This is a genomic window from Micromonospora sp. AKA38 (assembly GCF_027925725.1).
Lineage (GTDB): Bacteria > Actinomycetota > Actinomycetes > Mycobacteriales > Micromonosporaceae > Micromonospora.
On record NZ_BNEI01000001.1, the window covers coordinates 556,687 to 568,678 of the forward strand.

Annotated in this window: 10 protein-coding genes; 6 read left to right on the forward strand and 4 right to left on the reverse strand. The window is 73.6% G+C overall.

Going from position 1 to position 11,992, the window contains the following annotated elements; all coding sequences use genetic code 11:
• Window positions 1-19 precede the first annotated feature (19 nt).
• Complete coding sequence (locus tag TPA0908_RS02670; RefSeq protein WP_281934277.1) at window positions 20-2,458, reverse strand: transglycosylase domain-containing protein; 2,439 nt, start codon at window positions 2,456-2,458, stop codon at window positions 20-22.
• A gap of 401 nt (window positions 2,459-2,859) precedes the next feature.
• Here TPA0908_RS02670 and TPA0908_RS02675 point away from each other — a divergent pair, with 401 nt between their 5' ends.
• Window positions 2,860-3,183: a WhiB family transcriptional regulator gene (locus tag TPA0908_RS02675; RefSeq protein WP_107159621.1), complete on the forward strand. Its 324-nt coding sequence runs from the start codon at window positions 2,860-2,862 to the stop codon at window positions 3,181-3,183.
• 19 nt (window positions 3,184-3,202) lie between these two features.
• Here the strand turns inward: TPA0908_RS02675 and TPA0908_RS02680 are convergent, their stop codons facing one another.
• From TPA0908_RS02680 to TPA0908_RS02690, 3 genes are read right to left on the reverse strand one after another with little or no spacing between them, the layout of a single operon-like run.
• The gene (locus TPA0908_RS02680) at window positions 3,203-4,354 is read right to left on the reverse strand and encodes an ArsA family ATPase (RefSeq protein ID WP_281934280.1); all 1,152 of its coding nucleotides are present in this window, start codon (window positions 4,352-4,354) and stop codon (window positions 3,203-3,205) included.
• A gap of 55 nt (window positions 4,355-4,409) precedes the next feature.
• Window positions 4,410-5,384, reverse strand: a complete 975-nt coding sequence (locus TPA0908_RS02685; RefSeq protein ID WP_281934281.1) for an ArsA-related P-loop ATPase — start codon at window positions 5,382-5,384, stop codon at window positions 4,410-4,412.
• Between the two features lie 26 nt (window positions 5,385-5,410).
• A complete protein-coding gene (locus TPA0908_RS02690; RefSeq protein WP_281934282.1) occupies window positions 5,411-6,019 on the reverse strand; it encodes an Rv0361 family membrane protein in 609 nt (202 codons plus the stop codon).
• Between the two features lie 334 nt (window positions 6,020-6,353).
• On the opposite strand from TPA0908_RS02690, the gene TPA0908_RS02695 reads away from it, so the two are divergent.
• The 5 genes from TPA0908_RS02695 to TPA0908_RS02715 all read left to right on the forward strand — a co-directional run bounded on the left by TPA0908_RS02695 (window position 6,354) and on the right by TPA0908_RS02715 (window position 11,968).
• On the forward strand, window positions 6,354-6,800 hold the full coding sequence (locus TPA0908_RS02695) for a hypothetical protein (protein WP_281934659.1): 447 nt from the start codon (window positions 6,354-6,356) through the stop codon (window positions 6,798-6,800).
• Window positions 6,801-6,862: 62 nt separating this feature from the next.
• Window positions 6,863-7,018, forward strand: coding sequence for a DUF4177 domain-containing protein (locus TPA0908_RS02700; protein WP_013289021.1), 156 nt, complete (start codon window positions 6,863-6,865; stop codon window positions 7,016-7,018).
• Window positions 7,019-7,021: 3 nt separating this feature from the next.
• Window positions 7,022-7,483, forward strand: coding sequence for a RidA family protein (locus tag TPA0908_RS02705; RefSeq protein ID WP_107159613.1), 462 nt, complete (start codon window positions 7,022-7,024; stop codon window positions 7,481-7,483).
• 115 nt (window positions 7,484-7,598) lie between these two features.
• Window positions 7,599-8,393, forward strand: coding sequence for an MBL fold metallo-hydrolase (locus tag TPA0908_RS02710; protein ID WP_281934287.1), 795 nt, complete (start codon window positions 7,599-7,601; stop codon window positions 8,391-8,393).
• Complete coding sequence (locus TPA0908_RS02715; RefSeq protein WP_281934289.1) at window positions 8,390-11,968, forward strand: adenylate/guanylate cyclase domain-containing protein; 3,579 nt, start codon at window positions 8,390-8,392, stop codon at window positions 11,966-11,968. Before TPA0908_RS02710 ends, TPA0908_RS02715 begins: the two co-directional genes overlap by 4 nt.
• Window positions 11,969-11,992 lie beyond the last annotated feature (24 nt).

Sequence of the window (11,992 nt, forward strand, 5' to 3'; positions counted from 1 at the left end):
CGTCGTCGTCGTTCGCCGGTCAGCCGCGTGGGCGTCCCGGCCGGCCGTTGCCGTTGCCCGGCGGGTTGGCCGGCCCGCCCGGCCCGGCGGAGTTGCCCGGTGCCGGTGCGCCCTGGCCGGAGCTGACCTCGATCAGCACCACGCCGCCCTTGATGGTGCGCCCGTCCGGGCTGGTGCCGGCCGCGGTGCCCGCCGGGCACTCCGACGGCACCTTGTTGCTGGACACCACCGGCTCGAAGCCGGCGCCCTTGATCCGCGACTTGGCGGTGTCGACGGACTCGCACTTCACGCCCGGGATCGAGCGCTGGTCACCCATCACGATCTTGCCGTCCGGCGGGGTGAAGTTCTTCCGTTCCTTGCCCTTCATGGCGTCCCGCAGCGTCTCGTAGACCGCCGGGTTGATGCCGTTGGGCACGTCGTGGCCCATCTGCTGGTTGGTCTGCGCCCAGTCCGGGTCGGCCATGATGCCGGCCACCGCGTACTGCTTGGTCATGGCGACCAGGGCGGACGTCTTCTCCGAGTCGGTGGTGCCGGACTTGCCGGCCACCGGCGCCTTGACGATGCCACGGACGTTGCCGGCGGTGGCGGTGCCGCACTTCGAGGTGGCGGAGCGGTCACCGACCGGGCAGCGGGCGGCGTCCACGGCGGCGCGGGCCACCTCGGTGCTGATCCGCTGCTCGCAGCGCGGGTTGGCGATGTCGAGCTTGTCGCCGTCCGGGTCGCGGATCTCCTGCACTGGGATCGGCTCGCAGTACTTTCCGTCGGCGGCCAGCGTGGCGTACGCGTTGGCCAGCTCCAGCGGGGTGGTCTGCGAGACGCCGAGGCTGAACGCGCCCCACTGGTGCGGGTTGGCCGCGAGCTTGGCGTCCTCCGACGAGCGGAAACTGATACCGAGCTTCTGCGCCGCCTTGACCACGTTCTCCGCGCCGACCCGCTGCTGGAGGTCGATGAAGAACGTGTTCACCGAGAAGCCGAAGCCGCTCCACATGTTGTGTGGTCCGGCCATCGCGGGGTTCGCGTTCGTCGGGCAGTACTTGCTGGTGCCCGGGCAGGCGGCCGGGGAGTTGAACTCGACCGGGTAGTCGGACTTGAAGACCTTCTGCGCGTTGATGCTGTAGCTGAGCGGGTAGCCCTTCTCCAGCGCGGCCACCAGCGTGAAGATCTTGAAGGTCGAGCCGGCCTGGTAGCCGGAGATGCCGGGGCCGCCGGTGACCAGCGGGTTCACCGTGTTCGGGTAGTTGCCCCGGATCTTCTTCTTGGCCTTCTTCGGGTCGCTGGAGAGCTTGTTCTGCGGGTTCTTCGGGTTGTCGATCTTGAACTTGCGGTTCACCGCCACCGCCCGGACCCGGCCGGTGCCCGGCTCGACCGCGGCCACCATCCGGGCCGCCTTGCTGCTCTCGCTCAGGTGGTTGCGGACCGCCTTGTCGGCGGCCTTCTGCGCCTGCACGTCCATGGTGGTGACGATGGTGTAGCCGCCGCTCTTGAGTCGCCGCTCCCGGTCGTACGAGGTGCCGCCGAACGTCTCCTGCTGGAGCCACCAGCGGTAGAAGTAGTCGCAGAAGAAGCCCCAGGAGTTGGTGTTGGTCTGCACGCAGCCGTTCGGTGTGCGCTTGTCGTTCACCCTGAGCTTGATCTTCTTGGCGGCGTCCGCCTCGGCCTGGGTGATCGCGCCGATCTGCACCATGTTCTGGATGACGTAGTCGCGCCGACCGACCGCCTCCGGGTAGCCGGCCTTGGTGGTCGGGTCGAACGCGGTCGGCGCCTTCACCATGCCGGCGAGCATCGCCGACTCCTGGATGTCGAGCTTGCTCGGCGGCTTGCCGAAGTAGACCTGGCTGGCGGCGTAGATGCCGTACGCGCCGTTGCCGAATGCGGCGATGTTCAGGTAGCGCTCCAGGATCTCGTCCTTGGAGAGCTCCTTGTCGACCTGGAGCGCCAGGCTCATCTCGCGCAGCTTGCGGGTGCTGGTGTCCTCGGTGGCGGCGACCACGTCGGCCGGGTGGGTGGCCGAGTAGGAGATGGCCAGCCGGACGTACTGCATGGTGAGCGTGGACGCGCCCTGCCGGGACGAGCCGGCGGACTGGTTGTTGACGAACGCCCGGGCCACGCCGTTGAGGTCGACGCCGTTGTGCTTGTAGAAGTCGTGGTCCTCGGCCCCGATCAAGGCCTTCTGCATGTACATCGAGACGTCCTTGAGCTTGACGTCCTTGCGGTTCTCGTCGTACATGGTGGCGAGCGGCGTCTTGCCGTCGGAGGCGAGCAGATAGGTGATCTGCGGGGCCCGGGCCACCGTCAACTCCTTGGGCAGCGCGCCGAACGTCTCCGAGCCGGCCTTCGCGGCAAGCCCGGTCATCGCCACCGCGGGGAAGGCCGCCGCGGCGACCACCACGCCGGCCAGCAGGCCGCAGATCAGCAGCGATGCGGCGTTGGTGAAGACATTGTGGTCACGTTTCCGCATCCAGGTCACCTCGACAGGGTACGCGAGCAGGGATCGGCCGGCGCACGGGGAACTTTCCCCATTTCCATCCCGCGCCGGCCTCGTTGTGCTAAACGCACGAACCCTGGCACAGGGTTGCGTGAGATCCGCAGAAGTCTCCGCCGATCGGGGGAACGGCGCGGCGTTTTTCCGTACCGGAGCCGGGTAGACGGCCGGCGAAGGCCCGGCACGCCGGGAGTGTCCGGAAATTAGGGATTTCGCCGACAACGTTGCGTAATCGGGTGACTACACAGCATGATGGTGACGGCGATCGCAGCCACACGTCGTCCGTGCCGCCCTGGGGAGGCCGGCCGGACGACCGGGGGGAAGTTCGCGGCTGCTCGCGCGACGTCGGTAAGTACTGCAAGGGGGGACGTGTACAGATGGGCATGATCACTGACTGGCCGTCACTGGCGGCGTGTCAGAACGGGGACCCGGACGCGTTGTTCGTACAGGGCGCCGAACAGAACGTGGCGAAGAGGATCTGCCGGAGCTGCCCAGTTCGGTACGAGTGCCTGGCCGACGCGCTCGACAACCGGATCGAGTTCGGCGTGTGGGGCGGCATGACCGAACGCGAGCGCCGTGCGCTGCTCCGCCGTCACCCGCAGGTGACGAGCTGGCGCAAGATGTTCGAGGCGGCCATGAGGAAGAACGCCAAGGAGAAGGCCGGCAAGGACAAGATCCTGGTCACCACCGCCACCTCCTGACGGGGCCCGGCCGGCGCGTTCACCGCCGGCTGATCGCCTCGCCGATCGTCCGCAGCCCGTCGACGTCGTGCACGTCGGCGGGCTGCGCCGGCACCGACACCGCCGGCACCGCCGGGAACGCCTCGGTGAACCGGGCCGCCACCCGCTCCTCGCGGACCGCCTGCTGGGCCAGCGCGGCGTGCGCGCGCAACACCTCGACGGTGCCCTCGTGCCCGCCGACGCCGGCCAGTCGCTCCGCGGCGGCCAGGCTCCGCTCCGCGGACAGCCCCGGCGCGGCGGGCTGGTGCACCCGATTGAGCACCAGCCCGGCCAGCGGCATCCGCTCGTCCCGCAACCGGCCCGCGAAGTAGGCGGCCTCTCGGACCGCGTCCGCCTCCGGCGCCGCGACCAGCAGGAACGCGGTTTCGTCGGCCTGGAGGATGCGGTACGTCTGCTCGGCCCGCTGCCGGAACCCGCCGAACATCGAGTCGAGCGCGGCGACGAAACCGGACAGGTCGGTGAGCAGTTGCGCGCCGAGCACCTTCTGCACCACCTTGGAGAACATCCCGAAGCTCGCCGTCACCAGGCTGAACATGCTCCGCCCACCGCTGCGCGCCGGAGCCAGCAGCAGCCGCAGCATCCGGCCGTCGAGGAACCGCGACAACCGGGCCGGCGCGTCGAGGAAGTCGAGCGCGGAGCGCGACGGCGGCGTGTCCACCACGATCAGGTCCCACTCGCCGCGCGCGTGGAGCTGGCCCAGCTTCTCCATCGCCATGTATTCCTGCGTGCCGGCGAAGGTGGAACTCATCGCCTGGTAGAAGGGGTTGGCGAAGATCTCCGCCGCCTTCGCCGGGTCGGTGTGCTGGAGCACCACGTCGTCGAACGTGCGCTTCATGTCGAGCATCATGGCGTGCAGCTCGCCACCGCTGGTCTCGACGTCGAGGCCCTTGACCTGCCGGGGGGTGTTGTCCAGCTCGGTCAGGCCGAGCGACTGGGCCAGCCGGCGGGCCGGGTCGATGGTGAGCACCACCGTCCGCCGGCCGTGCCGCTCGGCCGCCCGCAGCGCCAGCGCCGCGGCGGTGGTCGTCTTGCCCACGCCGCCCGCCCCGCAGCAGACCACGATCCGCACGCCGGGGTCGGCGAGGATCTGGTCGACGTCCAGCGGAGGCGCCGCGTCTTCGGAAGGCACCAATCGAGCGTATCGGTCCCGAGGGGCTCTCTGCTCCGCAGCCGGCCCCAGGTGTGAGTCAATCCGCCCGGACGAGCGTCTCCGCCAGCGTCTCCAGCCCGGCCCGGTCGACCCCGTCGGGCAGCAGCGGCAGCTCGATCAGGGGCAGCCCCAACTCCACCAGGTCACCCCGGAGCGAATCCTCCAGCTCGCGGCGTACCCGCTGGTCGCGGGCCTCCTCGGCGAGGCCGGCCACGGTCCGGGCGTCGGTCGGGAGGCCGGCGGCGGCCAACCCCCGCTTCAGCTCGGCCGCGGTCACCGCGCGACCGGCCGGCACCGGCGGACGGACGCCGTTGACGATCACCCGGCCGACCGGGAAGCCGAACTGGGTCAGGTCGGCCACCGCGTCGAGCGTCTCCTGGACCGGCATCTCCTCCAGCAGCGTGACCACGTGCACCGCGGTCATCGGGGAGCGGAGCAGCGCGGAGACACCCTCGCTCTGGGTCTTGATCGGGCCCACCTTGGCCAGCCGGGCGGTCTCCGCGGTGACGTTGAGGAAGCGGCCGATCCGCCCGGTCGGCGGCGCGTCCAGCACCACCGCGTCGTACGCCCGGCGGGACCCCGCGGTGCGGGTGGTGGCCTCCTTCACCTTGCCGGTGAGCAGCACGTCACGCAGCCCGGGGGCGATCGTGGTGGCGAAGTCGATCGCCCCGAGCTTGCGCAGCGCCCGGCCGGCGGCGCCGAGCTTGTAGAACATGTCCAGGTATTCGAGGAGCGCCTCCTCGGCGTCGACCGCCAGCGCCCGCACCTCACCGCCGCCGGGCGCGTCGGTGAGGTGCCGCTCCTCGTACGGCAGCGGGTCGGTGCCGAAGAGCTGGGCGATGCCCTGCCGACCCTCGACCTCGACCAGCAGCGTGCGCCGGCCCCCGGCGGCCAGCCCGAGGGCCAGCGCGGCGGCCACGCTGGTCTTCCCGGTGCCACCCTTGCCGGTCACCACGTGCAGGCGGCCCGGCCATCTGCCGGCGGACTCGGCCGGCTGCTCACTCGCTGCCATCCGTCGAGCCTAACCAGCCGCCGGGATCAGCTGACCTCGCAGACCCACCAACCCGTCTTCCGCACCACCGTGAAGCGCAGGTCCTGATCGGCGACCTTCTCGTCGGCGGTGGTCATGGTGACCTTGGTGGAGACCGTGGCGCGGTCCCCGGTCTGGTTGTCGACCGTCGGGTTGGTCCAGCGGAAGCGGGGGTTCTGGTACTGCCCGGCGTACTTCTGCACCTCGGCGACCTTGGCGGCGATCTTCTCGTCGTCGCGGGCCGCGGAGCAGACGAACGTGGCCGCCTTGTCGGCGTCCCGCTCCTGGTAGACCGCCTTGAGGAAGCCGTCCACCGCCACCTGCGGCTCCGTCGCGCCCTGGCCGTCCGCGCCGTCGCGGAGGGCGAGGAACGCGGCGGTGCCACCGCCGCCGCACAGCAGGACCGCCGCGGCCAGCACGAGCGAGACGATCAACAGGGTCGGGCGTTTGCGCGGCGGCGCGCCGGACGGGTACGGCGGGTGGCCGAGCCCCGGCGGCGGGCCGGCGCCGGGCGGTGGCTGGCCCGGCCCGGTCGGCGGGAGGGCCCCGGCGGATGCGGGCTGCGGGATCGGTTCGCCGGGCGTGCCGGGCGTGCCACCGGCGGGCGGTTGGGTCATCGGTCTCCCCCGGGTTGCGGCGCGCCCGTCGCCGCCCCAGGCGACGGGCACGGGGTCGAGGTGGTGGGTGCGCGACCGCGCGCGCCCAGTCCGGAAGGGTAGCGGTCGGCGGGCCACTTGCCAGCCCCGCGTCATGGTGTGCCGGACGCGAGAGCGCCGTCGCGTTTCGGACCAGCCTTGTGTCACATATGTGACTCGACGTGATCATTCATGCGCGTCCCGTTGTCGGAATGGCCGGCCACGTCCTACGTTCGTCGCGACACAGCGGCCGGACCGGGGGATTCCGAGCCGCGCAGTGGTGCCCATGAGCAGGTACGACGTCCGGAGGCAGCGGATGCGCGACGCGGAGAACATTCCCCGAGCCCAGTTTCCCCCCGGTGACCGGGCCGCCCGGCCCGGGGACGCTGACGGCCCCGGCGCGGGCACACCGTTCAACGAGCGCTCGTACCGGCCCCCGGTCGAGGTGGTCCGCACGCTGCTCCGGCCGGCCGGTCGCCGGCGGGACGAGGATGAGCCGGGTTACGTCATCCACCTGCCGGTGCGGGTGCCCGACCTGGCCGCCGCGACCGCGCTCGCCGGCATCGTGGCCACCTCGCTCGGCTTCCTGGCCGAGCTGGACGCCGGCGAGACCACCGTCTCCACCGCCGACGACCAGAACAACCGGCACCGCGTCTTCTGCGACCTGCTGCTGCCCGACCGCGGTCGCTGCCCGCAGCGCTACGAGCACGAGGGCCCCTGCGGCGAGTCGCCCGCCCCGGAGCAGCGTCCCGCGTCTGGCTGAGGCGGTCGGACCGTAGGCTGTGCCTGACCGAAGTCCAAGTCAGGCAAGGGAGCCTTCCTCCGATGCAGAAGTGGGAATACGCCACGGTCCCGCTGCTGGTCCACGCGACCAAGCAGATCCTCGACAACTGGGGCGAGGACGGCTGGGAGCTGGTCTCCGTGGTGCCCGGACCGAACCCGGAGCAGCTCGTCGCGTACCTGAAGCGTCCGAAGGGCTGACCGATGAGCAACGGACCGCACGCGAAACTCGCCGAACTCGGTCTGGCGCTGCCCGAGGTGGTGCCGCCGGTGGCCAGCTACGTCCCGGCCGTCCAGTCCGGGCAGCACGTCTACGTCTCCGGTCAGCTCCCGATGGCCGACGGCAAGCTGCTCGCTACCGGCAAGGTCGGCAACGGTGTCTCCGCCGAGCAGGCGAAGGACCTGGCGGAGCGGTGCGCGTTGAACGCGCTCGCCGCGATCGACGCGCTGGTCGGGCTGGAGAACGTCGTCAAGATCGTGAAGCTGTCCGGCTTCGTGGCCAGCGCGCCCGGCTTCACCGGCCAGCCCGGCGTCATCAACGGCGCCTCCGACCTGTTCGGCGCCGTCTTCGGCGAGGCCGGCCGGCACGCCCGTAGCGCGGTCGGCGTGGCGGAACTCCCCCTCGACGCCCCGGTCGAGGTCGAGGTCATCGTCGAGGTCGCGTAACCCGCCTCCGTGATCTTGCAGGTTCCGCCCCGGCAGAAGCCTCGAACGAGGACAAACCCGGGGCCGGACCTGCAAGATCGCGGGGGATGGCGGGTGGGGTCGTACGATCGCTGCCATGGGTGGGCGTGTGACGGGGGCCGCAGGGGCGCTGGCGGACGAGTTGCCGGGATGGGTTTCGCTGCTGCGTGCGCCCAACCCGGGGCCGATGACGCTCGACGGGACGAACACCTGGGTGCTGCGGGCCGGGCCGGACGCGCCGGCCGTGGTGGTCGACCCGGGCCCGGCCGACGAGGGGCACCTGGCCGCGATCGCGGCGCACGGGCCGGTCGGCTGGGTGCTGATCACGCACGGGCACCCGGACCACACCGAGGGCGCGCCTCGACTGCGTGAGCTGCTCGGCGGCGTGCCGGTGCTGGCCGCCGACCCGGCGCACACCGCCGGGGGTGAGCCGCTGACCGCCGCGACCACGCCCGACGCCGGCCTCGGCCTCCGGCTGCTGCCCACCCCCGGGCACACCGCCGACTCGGTCTGCCTGCTGGTCGAGCACGCCGGTGAGCGGGTGGTGCTGACCGGCGACACCATCCTCGGCCGGGGCACCACCGTGGTCGCCCACCCGGACGGGCACCTCGGGGACTACCTCGCCAGCCTGGAGCTGCTCTCGACGTACCGGGGGATCCCGGCGCTGCCGGGCCACGGCCCGGCGCTCGCCGACTGCGGCGCGGCGGCCGACTTCTACCTGGCCCACCGGCGGGCCCGGCTCGACCAGGTGCGCGCCGCGGTGGCCGCGGGCGCCCGCACCGCGCCCGAGGTGGTCGCCGTGGTCTACGCCGACGTCGACCGGTCGCTGTGGTGGGCCGCCGAGTGGTCGGTCCGCGCCCAGCTCGAACACCTCGGGGTGGAGCAGCCGTGACCTGCCCAGTGTGCGGGACCGTCGCCGTGCCCGGCGCGCGGTTCTGCCACAACTGCGGGGCGGCGCTGCCGGCCGCCGCCACGCTGCCGGCCGCCGAGCGCCGGGTGGTCACCGTGCTCTTCGGTGACCTCTCCGAATTCACCTCCTGGTCGGAGGACCTGGACCCGGAGCGGGTCGGCGCGGTCACCGACCGGGTGCTCGCCGCGCTGGCCGGCGCGGTCAAGACGTTCGGCGGGCACGTCGACAAGCTCACCGGCGACGGGATCATGGCGGTCTTCGGCGCGCCGGTCGCGCACGAGGACGACGCCGAGCGGGCGGTCCGCGCGGCGCTGTCCATGCAGCGGGCCGTCCGCCGGGTGCTCGACGACGAGCGGGGCGGTGGCGCGCCGCTCGGCCTGCGGGTCGGGCTCAACACCGGGGACGTCATCGCCGGCATCCAGGCCGCCATCGAGTACACCGTCATCGGCGACACGGTGAACACCGCCGCGCGCCTCGCCGACGCCGCCGCGGTCGGCGCGATCTACGCCGGCGCGCGGACCTCCACCGCCACCCGGCACGTCGCCTCCTGGCGGGCGCTGCGCCCGCTGCGGCTCAAGGGCAAGCGCGAACCCGTGGAGGCGTACGAGCTGCTGGGCCTGCTGGACGCGCCGGGCACCCGGTCCGGCCTCGGTGACGAGGCGCCCTACGTGGGCCGGGAGACCGAGATCGGCCGCATGGCCGGCCGGCTCGCCGAGGTGATCGACCGGGGTGAGCCCCGGGTGCTGCTGATGACCGCCGAGGCGGGCATCGGCAAGTCCCGGTTCGCCGCCGAGGTGGAGCGCCTCGCCGCCGGCTACGACGTCGGCGCCGGCCGGTACGCGGCACACACCGGCGCCCGGGTGCTGTCGGTCCGCTGCGCCGCGTTCGGCGAACGACGCCGGCTGGCGCCGCTGGCCGACCTGGTCCGCGCCGCGGTCGGCCTGCCCAGCGACGCGGCGACCGCGGTGACCCGGCCGGCCGTCGAGGAACGCCTGCGCCGGCTCGGCCAGCGCCTCGCCCGGCTCCCCGGCGACCCGCCGCCGATCGCCGTGGACCAGCTCCTGGCCCTGCTCGGGTACGCCGAGCTGCCACCCGCCGCGGAGAGCGTCGAGTGGAACGCCGCCACCGGACCGGCGGACGCCGAGGTGGTGCCGAACGCGGTCGCGGACCTGCTCAGCGCGCTGGCCGGCGAGGCCCCGCTGGTGATCGTGGTGGACGACCTGCACGACGCCACCCCCGAGACGGTCAAGGCGCTCGCGTTGACCCTCAACCGGCTCACCGGGCCGGTGCTGGTGCTGCTGCTCGGCCGTCCCGAGCTGGTGCGTACCGCAGGCGCGCTCACCCGGCTCGCGGACGCCGAGGTGCACGCGTTGCCGCCGCTGCGCGGCGCGGACGCGGCCCGGCTGCTGACCAGCTACCTGGCCGGGGGCCGGCTGCCCCAGGCCGACGCGGACCGGCTGCTCGCCACCGCCCAGGGCAACCCGTTCTACCTGGCCGAACTGGTCACGCTGCTGATGGAACGCGGCGCGCTGACCGCCGGCGCGGGGCGGGGCCCGGACGTGGCCTGGCGACTGGCCCCCGGCTCGCTGGGCAGCCGGCTGCTCTCCCGGGACCTGGCCGCCGTGCTCGCGGCGCGCATCGACGCGCTGCCGCCGGACGCCCGCTCGGTGCTGCGCGACGCCGCGGTGGTCGGCGACACGGTGGCCGCCGGCGCGCTGGAGGCGCTGCGCGAGCAGCGGGTCGGGCGGGACGGGCGGCCCGCCGCGGTGGCCGCGGTCGAGCTGGACCGGGCCGTCGAGGAGCTGCTGCAACGTCGCATGCTGCACCGAACCCGCACCGGGTTCGCGTTCGCCACCCCGTTGATGCGGGAGGCCGCGTACACCGGGGTGAGCAAGGCGGAGCTGGCCGAGCGGCACGCCGCGCTGGCCCGCTGGGCCGCCCCGGAGAGCGTGACCGAGGCGGGCACCCCGGCGGGCGGGTTCACCGAGGCGGCCCGCGACGACTTCGTCGCCGAGCACGTCGAGCGGGCCACCGCGCTCGCCGACGCGGTCAAGCTCCGCCCGGACGCGCCGGCCCGCGCGGTCGCCGGCCTGGGCGTGGCGGCGCTGGGCCGGGCCGCCCGCCGGTCGCTGCGCGTCGGCGAGCCGGCGCTTGCCGTCGAGTACGCCGAACGCGCGGCCGAACTGGCCCGTGGCGCGGTGCCCCCGGCCGACCGGGTGGTGCACGCCCGCGCGTTGTTGCAGATCGGCCGCCCGACCGACGCGCTCGCCGCAGCCGAGAAGATCGCCGCGAACACCGGTGAGGCCGCCACCCGGGCCGCGGCGCTGCTGCTGGCCGGGCAGGCCCAGCAGACACTGGGCGATGCCGAGCGCGCGGAACGCAGCTACTCCGAGGCGTTGCAGGTGGCCACCGCCGCCGACCTGCCCACGCTGCGGGCCTCGGCGATGCGCCGGCTCGGCATGGCCGACTTCATCGCCGGCCGGTTGGGGCAGGCGAGCAGCCGGCTGGCCGCCTCCTACCAGGTCAGCCTCGCCGCGAAGGATCCGCGCGGGCAGGCCTGGTCGTTGCAGAACCTGGCCTGGGTGACCACCACCCGGGGCGACTTCGCCGGCACCGACGCGGTGCTCGGCCGGGCCGCCCGGCTGTTCGCCGAGCTGAAGGACCCGTACGGGCGGGCCTGGCTGCGCGGCACCACCGCGTTCGCCCGGCTGCTCGCCGGCCGGCTGCGCGAGGCGTGCCGGCTGGCCCAGGTGTTCCTGCCGTTCGGGGAGCGGGTCGGCGAGGCGTGGGCGGTGGGCACGCTGCGGGCGGTCGAGGCGTACGCCACCGCCGAGCTGGGCGACCTCGCCGAGGCGGACCGCGCGGCGCGGCGCGCGTACCGGGACTTCGCCGAGGTGGGCGACGACTGGGGGCAGGGCTTCGCGCTCGTGGTGCGCGGGGTGGTGGCGCGCGGGCTGGGCGAGCCGGAGCACGCCGCCGACCTGTTCTCCGACGCGTTGGAGTACGCCGCCCGCACCACCCATCCGCTGCTCACCGGCATGGCCGGCACGCTGCGCGGCTTCGTCGCGCTGGACATGGGCGACTGCGAGACCGCCGAGCGGGAGGCGCGGTCGGTGCTGACCAGTGTGGAGCCGCACAACCCGCAGGCGCCGGCCCAGGTCGCGCCACGGGTGCTGCTCGCGATGGCCCGGGTCGCGGCCGGTGACCCGGGGACCGCGGTGGGACTGCTCGCCCCGGTGGCCATGGTGGCGGCGAACGCACCCTCGCTGCTGATCTCCCGGCGGCAGACGATGGCCCGGTATTCTGCCGCGCTGCTCGCCCACGGCCAGCGGGAGCAGGCGTTGGACTGGGCGCAGCGGGCGGTCGCCGCCCCCGCCGAGGACGTCCGCAGCCAGGTGGTGGCCGGGCTGGCGCTGGCCGAGGCGCTGGACGCCGCCGGCCGCCCGGCGGAGGCGCTGGCCAGCGCCGAGGAGGCGGTCCGCCTGGCGTACGCCACCGAGCAGCTCAGCGAACGGGTCGCCGCGGACGCGCTGCGGTCCCGTCTCGCCAACGGCTGAACACCCCTGTTCTGCCGGTTCCGG